This is a genomic window from Rheinheimera sp. ATLC3 (genome assembly GCF_059429535.1).
On record NZ_CM182103.1, the window covers coordinates 2,119,039 to 2,136,442 of the forward strand.

The window sequence follows — 17,404 nt, forward strand, 5'->3', positions numbered from 1 at the left end:
GTTACTTTATCAGCGCGGGTATCAGCGCCTGATGAAAACGCTCAGGCGCCTGAATATGTGGCGAGTGCCCCAAATCCTCAAAACGGATTAACGTTGCGTGCGGTATCGCCGCAGCGGTGGCCGGCCCTAGTTTGGCATAATTACCCAGCTTGGCTTTAAGCTCAGCCGGTGCCGCATCTTTGCCGATAGCAGTATTATCCTGTTCACCTATCAACAATAGTACCGGCATAGTCAGCTGACCAAACTCATATACCACAGGCTGGGTAAAAATCATGTCGGCGGTTAGTGCCGAATTCCAGGCAACCTGTTCCCGGCCTTCACCGCGGTACATACCGGCCTGCATTTGCACCCAGGGCTCGAAATCATCACGCCACTGCCCGGCATAATAGGTATTACGCTGATAGTTGCGGATACCGTCAGCCGAGGTTTTAAGCTCGCGCTGATACCACTCGTCCACCGTGCGAAACGGCACGCCGAGCGCTTTCCAGTCTTCCAGACCTATGGGGTTTACCAGCACAACCTGCTCGGTTGCGTCGGGATACTGTAACGCAAAGCGGCTGGCTAACATGCCACCCATTGAGTGCCCCATCACAGTTACCGTGCTGATGTTCAGTTTGTCCAGCAAGGCTCTGGTATTGGCAACCAGTTGCTGAAAGCTAAACTGATATTGCTTTGGCTTGCTCGACTTACAAAAGCCGATCTGGTCCGGCGCAATCACCCGATAGCCAGCCACGGTCAGCGCTTTGATGCTACCTTCCCAGGTAGCGGCACAGAAGTTTTTGCCATGCATTAGCACTATGGTTTTGCCATTGGCAGTGCTTTCTTGCGCTGGCACATCCAGATATGCCATCTCCAGGCTTTGCTGCTGGCTATGCAGGCCGAAATACTGCACCGGATAGGAGTAATCAAAGCCTTCCAGCCTTGGCCCGTAACTGACGTCAGCGCTGCTGGCCATAGCAGAACACAACAATACGAAGAAAGTGAACAAAATAACTGGCAGTTTCACAGCACACTCCCAAAAGTTGTCTGAGGATACAACCTACCGTACCGATGTTTATAGCTCGGTACAAGAATAAACGAAGACTGAAATAGCTGAACTCCTATCAATCATTAAGATGAGTCACATAAACTATACGAAATAGCAATTCAAACTTGATGAGTAAAAAGCGCTGCTTTCAGGCAGCGCTTTTCGAATTTAGATATCAGTATGGCAGGTTGGGCATGGTAGGTGGTTACCAGTCCCTCCAGTAACTTTACCTAAATACTTAACCGTAGTGTATGTTCCATCATCAATTGTGGCGTACACTCTGAAATCGGTACCGAAATAATCTGAGCCAAAGTTTACAGTAATGTTGCCAGTTTGCTGATCGAAGGAATAAGGGTAATGCTCTATCTCACTTCCTTCTAACGCCATACCATGAAACTTGATCTTTGCCCTTGTGTTAGGGTCTTTAGCAGCTTTTGAATACTGGTCAATATTAACGTTGATTACAGCTTGCCCGTAAGTTAGTGAGACCAAACTGAAATCGGGTTTTTTCTGCACCCACACACCTTGCGCCGAACACATTCCACCTCGAGTAACCCAAGTAAGACCATAGCCGTAGGTTGTATCAAACTGGGTGTTGTAGTAAGCATTTGCTTCTATACTGGATTTATCTTGTCCGACATAACCTTTTTCGGAGCTATGAAAATTTACGTAAGCAAAAGTGTCGAACAGGTTTCCTTTTACCCTAAACGGCACGCCTTGTAGAACATGGCTAGGGGCTTCAATTCTAAGATAATCAAAGCTGTTCAAAAGTGACCCCAAACTATAAGCAAACTCAGCCCAGCTTGATGGACTATAGGGAGTACCATACAACGCTAATCCGCTTTGCACTGCAGATACTACATTAGAAGCAGAAACATCATATTGTTTAACACGGCCATACTCACAATTTGCTGGCAATGAATTCTCTACCGCATAGCACGCCGTGCTTCCGAAAAGAATAGCGACGGATAATAACAACTTAGTTTTCATATTTATCTCCTTGTTTTAATCAAACAAGATGTTTCCACATAAGGAAATAAAATTAAATTATTTGAGATAAATATCAATTTTTTATCAAAAATATAGAATTAATGTTTGACATTAAATGCAAGACTCGACAAACGTCGCTCTTTAGATGAGTTCAATTTTTGAGCAGATTTATTAGCGCGCTAACATCCAGATGCCGGCGGCCAGCATAATCAGGTTTTCACTCAATGAAACAAAGCCCAGCGGCACCTTGCTGTCGCCGCCGACACAGGCGCAGGTCAATTCACGCTTATCGATATACACCGCTTTAAATACCGATACCGCGCCGACTGTACCAATGAAAATAGCGACCGGAGCCACCAGCGCGGCCGGTAAACCGGCGATCATGCCGGCACCGGCATAGGCTTCGAGAAACGGGTACACGTAGGCATAAGGAATAACCTTCATTGCCAGCAAATCATAGGTAATAAAGGAGTTTGAAAAGGTATACAGATCACGCAGTTTTTGTATCGCCAGCATGATCATTGTAAAGGCGACAAATAACTCTGCCAGCTGAATAATACCGCCGCTTTGGTCGCTACCGTACACCAGTGCCAACGCACTGACAAAAGCCATCGCAAAGATAGTGATCACAGGCGTATAGCTGGTGCCATGTTGCCCGGCAGGCGGTTTGTCGAAGTAACGGCGCAGGTCGTCGTAACCGCCAACGCGTTTACCCTTGATAAAGGTTTGCGGTGTGGTTTTTACCTCATGTTGCTGCTTGAATTCATCGGTTTGTGCTCGTGATGTCAGCAGATGATCTGACACCTCAAACCCCTGCTGCTTTAGCAGATGTTTTGATTTCAGCCCGAACGGGCAGATATGTTCAGCTGTTTTCATCCGGTACAGCGTGGCTTGCTTCGTCATTTGCTCCTCCGTCAGTAAGATTAAAAGACTGTTGCTATCACGACAGTATAGACAGTCACTTTTCGTAACCATTCAGATAAGCCAGCCGGAACTGATTGCCGTTGCTCAGGTCAAAGCGGGGCGTTACACTGTGCACGTTTTTTAACTGGGAGTAATAAAGATGAGTAAAACAGCGGCAACTGAGCATGGCCGCGGTGAAATCCGCGATAATGCTGTAAAAGCCTTAGTTACCAGTAAACTGTTTCAGACCAGAGTGGTAAAGGCGAAGAAGGGCAAAGGCTCATATAACCGAAAAGGGCGTAATTCCAAAGATTACGCCCTTCTTGTTTTGGTATACCACTAACCTTTTAAGCGCTCATTTTGTGGAAACATCGCTTTGCGGGCGTCATCATCCATCTCGGTTTTAAACTGATGCTGTGTTTTTAGTGCTTCAGCGCGCTGTGCTGCCGGGCGGGCATTAATGGTATCCAGCAACCGTTTTACATTCGGCAATTTAGTAAAAGCGTTTTCACCCAGCGCAAACGGCAATACCCGTGCCCAGCCCCATACAGCCATATCGACCAGGCTATAATGCTCACCCATCATATACGGCTGCTTGGCCAACTGCTGCTCAATAATATTCCAGTGCCGCCAGGCTTCAAATTCATAGCGGTTAACCGCGTAAGCTTTGGGTTCAGGAGCAAAATGATTAAAGTGCACATATTGGCCGGTGTAAGGGCCAATACCGGTTGCGATAAACATTAACCACGACAGCATTTCCCCCCGGCGCTGTGGCGTATTATCTGCCAGAAACTGGCCGCTTTTCTCTGCCAGATATAACAAGATGGCATTGCTATCAAACACAGTCGTGTCGCCATCAACAATCGCGGGCGTCTTGCCATTAGGGTTAACGGCCAGAAAATCTGCCGTGTGCTGCTCACCTTTACGCGTATCTACCGGCACCATCTTATAGGCCAGGCCGGTTTCTTCCAGTAGTAGCGCCACTTTTGCCGGGTTAGGTGACGGGTGGTAGTAGAATGTGATCATCGCTGCTCCTTAATGTTGGCTTTTAGCCGGTTATTGCATCATTCGTTAGGTTAAACACAAGACCGCACAGACAACTTATTCCTTACAGCTTAGTTGTAGTTTATTGCTTGACCTTACCCTAATAGCAAGCTTTAAGCTTGTACCAGCCGGCTAACAGTAAACAGGAATTTGAGTATGAGCCAAAAGCACCAGCAACAATACGATGTAACAGGTATGAGCTGCGCATCTTGCGCTGGCCGGGTAGAAAACGCACTGGCAGCGGTACCGGGTGTGCTAAGCGCTGATGTTAACCTGGCGACAGAACAAGTCAGCCTGCAGCTGCTGACAGATATCGACTTTCACATTTTGCAACAGGCATTAACCAATTCCCACTACCGCCTGGTTGAGCCTAAACCTGAAACCACAAACGAAGCTGGCGCAACGAGCGCTAAACCTTTTTACCAGCAGGATTGGTGGCCGGTGCTGGGCTCAGCCTTACTGACATTACCACTGGTGCTACCGATGTTGGGTATGCTGTTTTCTGCTGACTGGATGCTACCGGCATTCTGGCAATGGCTGTTAGCCACCCCGGTGCAGTTTTACTTTGGCGCCCGCTTTTACAAAGCCGGCTGGGGTGCTGTTAAGGCCGGCACCGGCAACATGGACTTACTGGTCGCGCTTGGCACCAGCGCCGCTTATGGCTTGTCACTGTATCTGTGGCTTAGTGCAAATGCCCACCACGGCACGCTACATTTGTATTTTGAGAGCAGTGCCGCTGTACTGACGCTGGTATTGCTGGGTAAATGGCTGGAGCAACGCGCCAAAAGACGTACCACCGATGCACTGCGGGCACTGGAAAACCTGAAACCAAGCAAAGCCAGAGTGCAAAAGAACAATAACTGGCAATGGGTTAGTGCCGCGCAGGTAAAAACCGGCGACATTGTGCAGATAAAACCCGGTGAGCGCATCGCTGTTGATGGTGAGGTAACGCAAGGCGCCAGCCATGTCGATGAAGCGTTAATAAGCGGCGAAAGCACGCCTTTACATAAAAGTGCAGGTGACAAAGTGATTGGCGGCGCAGTCAACCTTGATGGCGTGCTAGAGGTGCGGGCAACCAATGTGGGTGCCCAGTCGGTACTGGCGAATATTATCCAGCTGGTTGAGCAGGCGCAGGGCGCTAAAGCACCGGTGCAGGCACTGGTTGATAAAGTCAGCGCTGTATTTGTACCGGTAGTGCTGGTTATAGCGTTAATTACGTTAATAGGCTGGGGGCTGACAAGCGGTAACTGGCAGCAGGCTATTTTAAACGCTGTGGCGGTATTGGTAATAGCCTGCCCTTGTGCACTTGGCCTGGCAACACCAGCAGCGATTATGGCAGGCACCGGCACCGCTGCCCGCCACGGCATTCTGATAAAAGATGCCATCGCGCTGGAGCAGGCAACAAAAATTGACTACGTGATCTTTGATAAAACCGGTACCTTAACCGAAGGCAAACCCCAGCTGGTGCAAATCAGCGCCGTCAGTGGCAGCGAGCAACACCTGCTGCAGCTGGCCGCTGCGCTGCAGCAACATAGCGAACATCCGCTGGCAAAAGCAGTAATGAGCAAAGCAACGCAGCAAAACATCAGCCTGCCCGAGGTCAGCAATTTTGCGGTTGTTGCCGGTAAAGGTGTGCAGGCACAATTTGGCGATACCCGCCTGCTGCTGGGCAGCAGCCATTGGATGCAGGAGCTGGGGCTGAGATTACCGACAGAGTTAATCCGGGTTGAAGGCGCTTCGGTATCCTGGCTGGCAAAACAGCAGGGCGGGCATAGCGAATTGCTGGGCTTACTGTGCTTTAGCGACAGAATTAAAGCCAGTGCTCAGGCAGCTGTATCAACACTGCAGCAGCAAGGCATTAAGGTGGCGCTGTTAACCGGTGACAGCCAGGCCAGTGCTAAAGCCGTCGCCGCTGTACTGAAACCCGATCAGCTGCAGGCAGAAGTGCTGCCGGCCGATAAAGCCAGCTTTGTACAACAGTGCCAGCAGCAAGGCTATAAAGTGGCCATGGTGGGCGATGGTATCAACGATGCACCCGCGCTGGCACAGGCTGACCTGGGCATAGCGATGGCCAGCGGCACCGATGTCGCTGTTAGCGCCGCTGCTATAACACTGATGCGCAGCGAGCCAGCGCTGGTTAACACTGCATTAAGGCTGGCCAGTGATACTTACAGCAAAATTCGTCAGAACCTGTTCTGGGCCTTTATTTTTAACGTTACCGGTATTCCGCTGGCGGCATTCGGTTTTCTTAACCCGGTCATCGCCGGTGCCGCTATGGCCTGCAGCAGCTTAGTTGTTGTCAACAACGCCTTGTTGCTGCAACGCAGGCACTACCTAACCGATAATAAGGAGGCAGCATGAGCACACTGTTAACCATTGGCGAAGCAGCCAAACACAGTGGTTTGTCGGCCAAAATGATCCGTCATTACGAGCAAAATGGTTTACTGAGTAAGGCCCCGCGTACCGACGCCGGTTACCGGCTGTATAACAGCCAGCAATTACAGCAACTGGGCTTTATTGCCCGCGCCCGTAAGCTGGGGTTTTCGCTGGCAGAAATTCAGTCACTACTGCAATTATGGCAAGACCCGGCGCGGGAAAGCCGCAGCGTTAAGCAGCTGGCAGAGCAACATCTGGCCGACATTGATGCCAAAATCAGCGAGCTGAAGCAAATGCGCGAGACTTTGGCAGCTCTGGCTGGCAGTTGCGCTGGCGACAGCAAACCGTACTGCAGTATATTACAGCGGCTAGCGCCCTAAGCAGCGTCTGCCGGTACTATCTGTTTCGCCGCCAGCTTATAACGCAATTTACTGATCAACACATACACCGCGGGTGTGGTGTAAAGCGTCAGCAACTGGCTTACCAGCAAGCCACCGACGATGGTAATACCCAATGGCTGGCGCAGCTCTGAACCTTCGCCTACGCCCAGTAATAGTGGCAAAGCGCCAAGCAAAGCGGCAAAGTTAGTCATCAGAATTGGCCTTAAGCGCTGCTGAGCGGCCAGTGCAACAGCCTCGCGGGCTGATAGCCCCTGTTGCCGCTCGGCGGCCAGCGCGAAGTCGACCAGCAAAATAGCATTTTTCATCACTATACCGATTAACAGGAACAGCCCCAGCAAAGCGATCAGGTTAAAATCGCCGCCGGTAAGATACAGTGCCAGCAAAGCACCCAGGGCCGCGCAAGGCAGTGTCGATAAGATGGTCAGCGGTTGCAGCAGGCTTTCATACAGCACACCCAGCAGTAAATACACCGCCACTATCACGCCAATAATCAACCAGGTTTGATCGCCTGTGCTGAACATGGCATTACGCTGATTTTCACCGCTTATCGCATGAATAGCGCCTGGCACCATCAGCTCTGCCAACGCCTGATCAATCGCCGCCGAAGCTTGCTGCACCGTGACACCCTCGGCCAGCGCATAGCCGATATTTACCGAGGCAAACTGGCCATCGTGCTGTACCCGGTCAGTCGCCAGGCCATATTGATAGCTAGCAATCGCCGACAGCGGTATCTGCTGGCCGTCTGCGGTAACAATCTGCAGTTGCTGCAGCACTTCAGGCTGGGCGGTGTAACCAGGCAATAATTCCATCACGACGCGGTACTGGTTTTGCTGGTCGTATAATGTCGCCACCTGACGCTGAGAAAAGGCGTTGTTGAGTAAGGTAGCGACAGTACGCATATCAACACCCAGGCGCTGCGCAGCTTCACGGTCGATATGCAGTTCAATTTGCTGCGCATCTTCGCCGCCCGGCGTGTTTACATCAACCAGCTCCGGCACTTCCTGCAGTTTTTCACCGACTTTTTTGCCCCACTGCCGTAGCAGCGGCAAATCATCAGACAACAGCTGTACTTCATAGTCACTGCGGCTAAACGGCGATGACAGGCGGATATCCTGATCGACGTTCATAAATAAAATGCCGCCCGGCACTTTAGGTGCATTGTTACGCAGCCGGTCCACCACTTCACGGGCAGAGATTTGCCGTTCGGCCAGGGGTTTTAACCGCACCCGCATCCAGGAGTTACTGACACCGGTATTGCCGCCAGCAGAGCCGGTAAGGTCAGCTACAGCCGGGTCTTGCAGCACATACTGGCGAAAGGCTTCTATCTTCGGCTGCATCATCTGGTATGACGCGCCATCATCGCCGCGGACAAAACCATTTAATTGGCCGGTATCCTGCTCGGGCAGTAACCCTGCCGGCACCTTGCTGAACAGCCAACCGGTGGCGGCAAAAAGCAGCACCAGCAATACCAACAGTGCGCGGTAATGCAGCAAAGCCCAGTCAATACTGCGCCGGTAGCCGGCACTAATGCGACTGAATATGCCGTTACTTTGCTGCGCCGGGCCGCTTTTTAGCAGCAGCGCTGACAAACTGGGTGTCAGTGTCAGTGAGATCAGCAGTGAAATCACCATCGCCGCTACCAGCGTAATGGAGAACTCGCGGAACAGCCGTTCGACCAGCCCGCCCATAAACAGAATGGACAGGAAGATCACTATCAATGCCAGGTTCATCGCCAGCAAGGTAAAGCCCACTTCGGCCACGCCTTGTCTTGCTGCCTGCAATACCGGCAAGCCGCGCTCCAGGTGGCGGCGGATATTTTCAACCACCACTATGGCATCATCCACTACCAGACCCGCTGCGACGATTAGCGCCATTACCGATAAATTATTCAGTGAAAAGTCGCATAGGTACATCACGGTAAAAGCACCGACCAACGACACCGGTATGGCCAGGCTGGGAATAAGTGCACTGCGCAAATTGCCTAAAAATGCCCACACCACCAACACCACCAGCGCCACAGCGATCAGTAGGCTAAGCTGAGCTTCGGCCAGCGTTGCACGGATCACCGGGCTGCGATCCATCACTACGGTTAAATCGGCACCGGCCGGGCTTAATGCCTGCAGCAGCGGTAATTGCTGATAAATGGCGTCGATGGTTTCAACAATATTGGCACCGCTGCGGCGGCTAACCAGCAGAATAACGGCGTCTTTGTCGTTGTGAAAACCCGAGCTGTAGCGGTTTTCGGTAGAATCTGTCACCAGTGCCACATCAGATAAACGTATGGCTGCACCATCAACATACTTCACCACCAGATCCTGATAGTCTGTCGCCCGGCGCAGCGTTTCGCTGGTGGCCAGCTGCCAGCGCAGGTTATCGTTTTCCAGTACACCCAAAGGCACAGAGGCATTGACGGCACTGATGGCACTACGCACCTCATCCAGCGCCACGCCATAGTGTGTCAGCATGCCGGGGTTTAGCTGCACCCGCACGGCCGGCAGCGACGAGCCGGATACCTCTACCTCGCCCACACCGCTGATCCGGGACAGCTTCTGTGCCAGCACGGTAGAGGCGTTGTCGTAAAGCACACTGCCGGCAAGATGCGAAGAACTGAGCGCCAGTGCCATAATCGGCGCCTGCGACGGGTTAAACTTACGGTACACCGGATTGCCCGGCATGCCCGATGGTAACTGACCGCGGGCGGCGTTAATGGCTGCTTGCACTTCGCGCGCCGCATCGTCTACATTGCGGTCCAGCTCAAATTCCAGCCGTACCTGAGTAGCCCCCTGATTACTGGACGAGCTGATACGGCGGATACCGGAAATACTACCCAGTGCCCGCTCAAGCGGGGTAGCAACAGTGGCGGCCATGCTTTCCGGGCTGGCACCGGGTAAGCTGGCGGTAACCACTATCATTGGAAAATCAATTGCCGGCAGCGGAGATACCGGCAGCAAACGCCAGCTCAGTAACCCCAGCAGCATTATAGCGGTGGCAATTAAGCCACTGGCTACCGGCCGCTGAATAAAAGGTTGCGCCAGGTTCATGCTGTTACAGCCTGGGTATCGCGCTGGCGTACCAGACGGTCAAACCATAAATACACCACCGGCGTGGTAAACAGTGTCAGTACCTGACTAACCAGCAAACCACCCACCATGACCAGGCCCAGCGGCTGGCGCAGTTCAGCCCCCGAGCCGGACGCCAGCATCAGCGGTATAGCGCCAAATAAAGCGGCCAGAGTGGTCATCAGAATAGGCCGGAACCGCATCAGCGCCGCCTGATAGATTGCGTCACGCGGCGCCATGCCCTGATTACGCTGCGCATCCAGTGCAAAGTCGACCATCATAATGCCGTTTTTCTTCACCAGGCCAATCAGCAGTACTATGCCGATAACAGCAATCAAATCCAGCGGCTGCCCGGTCAGCAGTAAGGCTGCCAGCGCACCGACAGTGGCAGATGGCAGGGTGGATAAAATCGTCACCGGATGAATCAGGCTTTCGTACAAAATGCCCAGCACAATATACATGGTAATAATCGCCGCCAGCACCAGCCACAACGTATTGCTGAGCGAGGCGCGGAATGCTTCAGCGGCGCCCTGAAAACTCAGCTCTACTTCAGCAGGCAATTGCAGTTGCTGCTGCACCTGCTCAATGGCCGCCACTGCCTCACCCAGTGAATAACCGCTGGCCAGGTTAAATGACAGTGTTACCGCCGGGAACTGGCCCTGCTGGTTAATCAACAGCCGTGCCGGACGCTGGCTAACGGTGGCGACAGACGATAAAGGCACAGTGGCGCCACTGCTACTGGTTAAATACAGTTTATCCAGCGCATCCAGCCCCTGTACCTGTGCCGGGTCAACCTCCAGCACTACCCGATACTGATTCGACTGGGTAAACAAGGTTGAGATCTGCCGTTGGCTGTAAGCACTTTGCAGCGCCGAACTGATTTGCGACACATTCAACCCCAGCCTTGCCGCTGCAGTGCGGTCAATATCAATGTACGCCTGCAAACCTTCATATTGCAGGTCATGCGCTACCTCAGACAACTCAGGCCTTTGCTGCAGTGCACTGAGCAACTCAGGTAGCCACTGGCTTAATACCTCGTGCTCGGGCGTACTTAACGTAAATTGGTACTGAGTGCGGCTAACTCGGTCTTCAATGCTCAGCTCCTGTACCGCCTGGAACCAACCTTTAATACCCGTAATAGCCTGCCCCTGCTGCTCCAGTTCGCTGATGATTTCGGTCGCCGATTGCGAACGTTCACCATGCGGTTTGAGGTTAAGCAGGATACGGCCACTGTTTATGCTGCTGTTACTGCCATCCACCCCGATAAAAGAGGATAAACTGCTGACCGCCGGATGGGTCAGCATATTGGCGGCCAGCTCTTGCTGACGCTCAGCCATAGCTGCAAACGAAATATCTTGCGGTGCTTCAGTAATGACCTGAATAACGCCGCTGTCCTGCACCGGAAAAAAGCCTTTTGGTACCGCCACGTAAAGCGCTGCCGTTAAGGCTACGGTGCCCAGCATCGCGGCCATCGCCAGTGTTTGATGGCGCAGTACCCACTGCAACGCCCGGCCATAGCTGGTAATAATCCGCGCCATCAGGCCTTCTTGTGTCTCATGCGCAGGCAGGGTGGTAAGTAAGCGCGCACACAGCATCGGCGTTAATGTCAGCGAGACTACCAGCGAGATCAAAATAGCCACCGCCAGCGTTACGGCAAATTCAAAGAACAGGCGGCCAACCACGTCGGCCATAAACAGCAGCGGAATGAGTACTGCAATCAGCGAAAATGTGAGTGAAATCAGTGTGAAACCAATCTCTTTGGCACCTTTAAATGCGGCCTCTAACGGCGATGCCCCTTGTTCACGGTGGCGGGCAATGTTTTCCAGCATCACGATGGCATCATCTACCACGAAACCGGTGGCAATGGTCAGCGCCATTAAGGTTAAGTTATTCACTGAAAAGTCCAGCAGCAGCATCACGGCAAAGGTGCCAACCAGCGACAGCGGTACCGCCAGACTGGGAATAATAGTGGCCGGAATAGTGCGTAAAAAGGCGAACGTCACCAAAATAACCAGGCCAATTGCGAATACCAGCTCTTTTTGTACGTCGCGCACCGAGGCGCGGATACTGTGGGTGCGGTCAGTCAGTACTGCAACATCCACTGCTGCCGGCATAGTAGCGGTTAACTGCGGCAAGAGTGCCTGCACCCGGTCGGCCACTTCAATCACATTTGCGCCGGGCTGACGCTGAATGTTTAGTAGTACCGCAGGTTGGCTATCGGCCCAGGCCGCCAGAAAACGGTCTTCAGCGCCTTGCTCAACACTGGCGACATCACGCAGTCGCACCGGGGCATTGTCGCGCCAGGCAATAATCAGGTTTTGGTACTCGGCAACATCACGGATTTGATCATTGGCATCGAGCATCGTCGAGCGAAACGGGCCGTCAAAACTGCCTTTAGGCTGGTTAGTGTTAGCCGACGCTATGGCCGAGCGCAGGTTTTCCAGGCTGAGGTTCATATTGGCCAGCGCGGCCGGGTTGGCTTTCACCCGTATCGCCGGGCGCTGCCCGCCCGCCAGGCTAACCATACCCACACCCGGTAGCTGCGCCAGCTTTTGCGCCATGCGGGTGTCAACCAGGTCATATACTTTGGGCAAGGCCAGTGTATCCGATGTTATTGCCAACGTCAGGATAGGCGCATCGGCCGGGTTAACTTTACGGTACACCGGCGGCGCCGGTAAGTCTGATGGCAGTAGCGATGATGCGGTATTAATGGCGGCCTGTACTTCCTGCTCGGCCACGCCCATATCGACTTCCAGTGCAAACTGCAGTGTAATCACCGACGCGCCGGCCGAGCTGGCTGACGACATCTGCTTTAAACCGGGAATTTGCCCCAGCCGCCGTTCCAGCGGTGCGGTAACGGTACGCGCCATGATGTCCGGGCTGGCACCGGGGTTAAAACTGAACACCTGAATAATAGGGTAATCTACCTGTGGCAGCGCCGCGACAGGCAGTAACCGCCAGCTGAGAATTCCGGCAATCAGAATGGCGAACATCAGTAACGATGTCGCCACCGGGCGCAGAATAAACGGGCGCGACAGGTTCATTATTCAGACCTCTTTGGCCGGCGGGCCGGTCTTTCCTTCGCGACATCTGGCGTTGCAGCCGCTGTTGAGCCGGCTTGTTCGGTAATGACTTCTACTGCCCGGCCAGGCCGCAGCCGGTCAAGGCCTTCCAGCACTACCTGGGTTCCCTGCTCCAGCCCTTTGATGACAGCGATATTGCCATTATCAGCTGCACCGAGCTCTACCTGACGGATCTGCGCTTTATTCTGTTCAATCACATAAACATAGGTGCCGGCAGAGCCATACTGCACCGCATCCTGAGGTATAGCGATAACCCCCTCGCGCACAGCAATGTTCAGCCGCACATTCACAAACTGGTTTGGGAACAGTTCTTCCTGCTGGTTGGCAAATTCGGCTTTAATTTTTAAGGTGCCGGTCGCGGTATCAATCTGATTATCCAGCGTGGTCAGCACGCCGGTACTGAGCAGCTGTTGCTCATTTCTGTCCCAGGCCTCTACCGTCAGCTTTTCGCCGCGGTTAACGGCATTACGCACTGCAGTCAGCTGGCTTTCCGGGATAGCAAACACCACATTAATTGGCGAGCTTTGGGTAATGGTCACCAGGCCTGCACTATCATTAGCCTGAATAAGGTTACCGGCATCAACGCGGCGTAAGCCTAACCGGCCACTTATCGGCGCCTGAATACGGGTGTAAGACAGCTGCAGCCTGGCTGCATCAATCTGCGCTTCATTGCTTTTAATCGTACCCTCAAGCTGGCCCACTAATGCCTGCTGCTGATTGTACTGCTGCGCGGAAATGGAGCTTTGCTCACGCAGCTTGGCATACAAGGCTAAATCCTGCCTGGCGTTTTTCAGCTGCGCCTGATTCTGTTCCAGCTGGCCCTGAGCCTGGGCCAGCTGTACCTGATAATCGGCAGGGTCAATCTGCGCCAACAGCTGACCCTGTTCCACTTTATCGCCCTCTTTAAACAGCAATTGCTGCAAAGGCCCGGATACCCGGCTTTGCACCACTACGGTATTTAACGGCGTAACGGTACCAATGGTTTTTACCTGCACACGTAAGTCTGCAGGTTGCGCCGAAACAACCCTTACCGGAACCGGCATAGCCCAGGGGTTCATTGGTCTGCCAGCAGGCGTAGCAGCCTGCTCGGCTGAAGGCCAGAACCAATAAGTCGCTATCGCCGCAGCGATAACCAGCCCTGCTATCAGTAAAGGTTTATTTAACGACGCCATCTGTATTCCCTGTAGCCCAAACATAAGTCGCCCACACTATAAAGGCGGCTTGGTAAGGGCTCAACACGGCAAACGTCAAGATTAAGTAAAGATTACGCCACTCGCGGCAGATGGCTGCATATCAGCGGCGAATGCCTGCTGTCAGTCATGAATCAGCTCTGCCGCAATCCGGTAGCTATGTTGCCTTGAAGCAGGGTTATGCATCATGCTGGTTAGCATCAGTTCGTCCGGCTGATAGCGGGCAATAAAGTCAGTAATGCCTTTTTTCACGGCTTGCGCCTCACCGACTACAGAGCAGGCCAATGCGTTTTGCACATAGGCTTTTTCATGCGGCTGCCAGATGCTGTCAATGCTATCGACCGGTGCCGGCAGCAAGCCCGGCGTACCGCGCGCCAGATTAACAAACTGCTGCTGCAGCGAGCTGAACAGGCGTTTTGCTTCTGCAGTAGTGTCAGCCGCAAACACATTCAGCGCCAGCATTAAATAGGGTTTATCCAGCTGAGCCGAAGGTTTAAATTCACGCCGGTACAGTTCTGCCGCTTGCTGCATCATGCCGGGAGCAAAATGTGAGGCAAATGCATAGGGCAGGCCCAACTGCGCCGCTAATTGGGCACCATACAGGCTGGAGCCTAAAATCCACAGCGGCACATGCAGCCCCTGGCCGGGCACCGCCTGTACCAGTTGACCCGGTTGTACCTCAGCAAAATATTGCTGCAATTGGGCGATATCGGCCGGAAACTGAGCTTCCGTTTCAACCTGATTACGCCGCAGTGCCCGGGCTGTTACCTGGTCGCTACCCGGTGCTCTGCCCAAGCCTAAGTCGATACGGTTCGGGTATAAAGTTGCCAGAGTGCCAAACTGCTCGGCAATCACCAGCGGCGAATGATTCGGCAGCATAATGCCACCGGCTCCCAAGCGGATACGTGAGGTTGCCGCCGCTAAATGACTAATCAGCAACGACGTGGCGGCACTGGCGATGCCTGGCATATTGTGGTGCTCAGCCAGCCAGTAGCGATGGTAACCCAGCGTTTCAGCCAGTTGTGCCAGCGCCTTGCTGGCGGCAAAGCTGTCGGCCACAGTGCTGCCCGCTGATACAGGCGCCAGGTCCAGAATAGATAAAGGGATCATGAATTCTCCGCATTGCTGTACACAGTTTAATTACTTACCATGTGGTATAAAACTATAAAGGCAATGGGGGCCAGCTTGGGCAGTTTCAAGATTGACAGATGCGGAAATAAAAAAGACCCGTAAAAACAGGTCTTTGCAGATAATACTTTTAGAACTGTAAACTCTAGAAGGGAATATCGTCATCAAAGTCGATTGGCGGTTCCATCGGCGCGCGTTGCTGCGGCTGTGCCGGCTGCTGGTAACCACCTTGCGGCTGGGCCGGACGCTGCTGATAACCACCGCCTTGTTGCTGTGGTGCCGCTTGCTGATAACCACCTTGTGCCGGTGCCTGGTAAGCCTGCTGTGGTGCCGCTTGCTGGTAACCACCTTGCTGCGCGGCTGGTTTCTGGTAACCGCCTTGCTGGCCGCCCCCCATACCACCCCCTTGTTGCTGGCCTTCACCACGGCCATCTAACATTTGTAGCTCGTTAGCAATAATTTCAGTGGTGTAACGCTCTACACCATCTTTATCCTGCCATTTGCGGGTTTTCAGTTTACCTTCAATATAAACTTTGCTGCCTTTACGCAGGTATTCACCGGCAATTTCGGCCAAACGCTGGTAAATCACCACACGGTGCCATTCAGTTTGCTCTTTACGTTCGTTCGTCGCTTTATCTGTCCAGCTTTCTGATGTCGCCACCGTTAAGTTAGCCACAGCACCACCTTGCGGCATATAGCGTACTTCCGGGTCAGTGCCCAGATTACCAATCAGAATGACTTTATTAATGCCACGCGCCATGCGAATTCTCCTAAAAAATAATTAAGCCCCGGCAGCGGCGATCACCGCCTGCGCCTGCGCTGTGTCAAATTGTGCTGAACTGACTTTCAGATAACAGCGCTGCTCTGCCAGTAGCAATGTCACTTCCTGCACCCCGGCTAACGCCGTTAGTTGCGCAGCTAACTGATTAGCCTGATGTTCCGTCTGTACCGATACCGCCAAAGATAAGCGCTGCGCGCGTGGCGGAATAGAAAGGGTGCTGGCCACTGCCAGCCATATTAAACCAATAACCGCCAGTACAGCAAACAGAGCTTGGTAGCCAAAATGTTGCACGACGGCACCACCGGCCGCGCCGCCTAAAAAGGCACCGAAAAACTGGCTGCTGGAATAAATGCCCATAGCGCTGCCACGCTGCCCGGCCGGCGCTATGCGCGATACCAACGCCGGTAAACTGGCTTCCAGAAAGTTAAAACCAATAAAAAATAACAATACTGCCAGCGTCAGCGCCATAAAACCCGGCAATACCAAAACCATCAGCATGGAGCTTACCAGCAAGGCTACCGCCAGCAGAAAAAAGCCTTTTTCCTGTGACTTGCGCATAGCAATAATCATCATCGGGATCATCAGCACAAAAGAGCCCAGCAACACCGGCAGATAAAATTGCCAGTGTTTTACCGGCTGCACCCCGTAGTTCTGTAGAAGCGACGGTAATACCACAAACATTGCGGTCAGCATTAAATGCAGCAGCATGACGCCCATGTCCAGTTGCAGCAGCTGGCGGTGTTTTAGCATAGCGCCGAGGCTTTGCGGCAACGCCAGCGTTTCTGCCATCGGCGCTTTACTGACACTTTTCGGCACCACAAAAGCCACCAGTAACATAGCCGCACAGGCCAGCACGGCTGTCGCCCAGAACACACCGCTTAAACCGGCCCATTTCGCCAGCAGTGGCCCCAGTACCATAGCCAGCGCAAAGCTTAAGCCAATACTGGCACCGATAATCGCCATCACTTTAGGCCGCTGTTCATCGCGGGTAAGATCTGCCGCCAATGCCAGCACGGCACCGGCAATAGCACCAGCCCCCTGCAGCACCCGGCCCAACGTCACCAGGTACACCGAGTCAGCCAGTGCCGCTACCACAGAGCCACAAGCGAACAACGCCAGGCCACCCAGCATCACTTTATGCCGGCCTATGCGATCAGATAACCAGCCGAGCGGAATTTGCAGTATTGCCTGAGTAAGGCCATAAGCACCAATGGCCAGGCCAATCCATAAAGGTGAAAAACCGGTTAGCTCGCGGCCATACAACGCAAACACCGGTAGCAACATAAACAGCCCCAGCATGCGGCTGGAAAACACCAGCGCCAGTGCAACCGCAGAGCGTTTTTCTAACGAATTCAAATGATGCATCAGATAAGAATTAACCACTGAAATAAGCGCGCCAGTGTAGCACAGAACACACTGGCT

13 protein-coding genes are annotated in these 17,404 nt (G+C 53.0%); 3 read left to right on the forward strand and 10 right to left on the reverse strand.

Features of this window, described 5'->3' with window-relative positions; translation table 11 throughout:
• Position 1: 1 nt before the first annotated feature.
• From AC5SV9_RS09795 to AC5SV9_RS09805, 3 genes are all read right to left on the reverse strand, one after another.
• Complete coding sequence (locus AC5SV9_RS09795; RefSeq protein WP_475152020.1) at positions 2-1,006, reverse strand: alpha/beta fold hydrolase; 1,005 nt, start codon at positions 1,004-1,006, stop codon at positions 2-4.
• A gap of 189 nt (positions 1,007-1,195) precedes the next feature.
• Positions 1,196-2,017: a hypothetical protein gene (locus AC5SV9_RS09800; protein ID WP_475152022.1), complete on the reverse strand. Its 822-nt coding sequence runs from the start codon at positions 2,015-2,017 to the stop codon at positions 1,196-1,198.
• A gap of 171 nt (positions 2,018-2,188) precedes the next feature.
• Positions 2,189-2,920, reverse strand: a complete 732-nt coding sequence (locus tag AC5SV9_RS09805; protein WP_475152024.1) for a MauE/DoxX family redox-associated membrane protein — start codon at positions 2,918-2,920, stop codon at positions 2,189-2,191.
• Between the two features lie 160 nt (positions 2,921-3,080).
• Here AC5SV9_RS09805 and AC5SV9_RS09810 point away from each other — a divergent pair, with 160 nt between their 5' ends.
• Complete coding sequence (locus AC5SV9_RS09810; protein WP_134053202.1) at positions 3,081-3,263, forward strand: ribosome alternative rescue factor ArfA; 183 nt, start codon at positions 3,081-3,083, stop codon at positions 3,261-3,263.
• Here the strand turns inward: AC5SV9_RS09810 and AC5SV9_RS09815 are convergent.
• A complete protein-coding gene (locus tag AC5SV9_RS09815) occupies positions 3,260-3,946 on the reverse strand; it encodes a glutathione S-transferase family protein (RefSeq protein ID WP_475152025.1) in 687 nt (228 codons plus the stop codon). The genes AC5SV9_RS09810 and AC5SV9_RS09815 overlap by 4 nt on opposite strands.
• Positions 3,947-4,120: 174 nt before the next feature.
• On the opposite strand from AC5SV9_RS09815, the gene AC5SV9_RS09820 reads away from it, so the two are divergent.
• On the forward strand, positions 4,121-6,325 hold the full coding sequence (locus AC5SV9_RS09820) for a heavy metal translocating P-type ATPase (protein WP_475152027.1): 2,205 nt from the start codon (positions 4,121-4,123) through the stop codon (positions 6,323-6,325).
• Positions 6,322-6,720 carry a Cu(I)-responsive transcriptional regulator gene (gene cueR / locus AC5SV9_RS09825; protein WP_475152029.1) on the forward strand — a complete coding sequence of 133 codons (399 nt, stop codon included), beginning with the start codon at positions 6,322-6,324 and terminating at the stop codon, positions 6,718-6,720. Before AC5SV9_RS09820 ends, cueR begins: the two co-directional genes overlap by 4 nt.
• On the opposite strand, the gene AC5SV9_RS09830 is transcribed toward cueR, so the two are convergent.
• The 6 genes from AC5SV9_RS09830 to AC5SV9_RS09855 form a co-directional block, all read right to left on the reverse strand.
• Positions 6,717-9,782, reverse strand: a complete 3,066-nt coding sequence (locus AC5SV9_RS09830) for an efflux RND transporter permease subunit (protein ID WP_475152030.1) — start codon at positions 9,780-9,782, stop codon at positions 6,717-6,719. The genes cueR and AC5SV9_RS09830 overlap by 4 nt on opposite strands.
• The gene (locus AC5SV9_RS09835) at positions 9,779-12,844 is read right to left on the reverse strand and encodes a multidrug efflux RND transporter permease subunit (protein WP_475152033.1); all 3,066 of its coding nucleotides are present in this window, start codon (positions 12,842-12,844) and stop codon (positions 9,779-9,781) included. Before AC5SV9_RS09835 ends, AC5SV9_RS09830 begins: the two co-directional genes overlap by 4 nt.
• A complete protein-coding gene (locus tag AC5SV9_RS09840; RefSeq protein WP_475152034.1) occupies positions 12,844-14,055 on the reverse strand; it encodes an efflux RND transporter periplasmic adaptor subunit in 1,212 nt (403 codons plus the stop codon). Before AC5SV9_RS09840 ends, AC5SV9_RS09835 begins: the two co-directional genes overlap by 1 nt.
• A gap of 141 nt (positions 14,056-14,196) precedes the next feature.
• A complete protein-coding gene (locus AC5SV9_RS09845) occupies positions 14,197-15,183 on the reverse strand; it encodes an LLM class flavin-dependent oxidoreductase (protein WP_475152036.1) in 987 nt (328 codons plus the stop codon).
• A 163-nt stretch (positions 15,184-15,346) separates the two neighbouring features.
• The gene (ssb, locus tag AC5SV9_RS09850) at positions 15,347-15,961 is read right to left on the reverse strand and encodes a single-stranded DNA-binding protein (protein WP_475152038.1); all 615 of its coding nucleotides are present in this window, start codon (positions 15,959-15,961) and stop codon (positions 15,347-15,349) included.
• Positions 15,962-15,982: 21 nt separating this feature from the next.
• Complete coding sequence (locus AC5SV9_RS09855) at positions 15,983-17,365, reverse strand: MFS transporter (protein WP_475152041.1); 1,383 nt, start codon at positions 17,363-17,365, stop codon at positions 15,983-15,985.
• Positions 17,366-17,404: the final 39 nt, after the last annotated feature.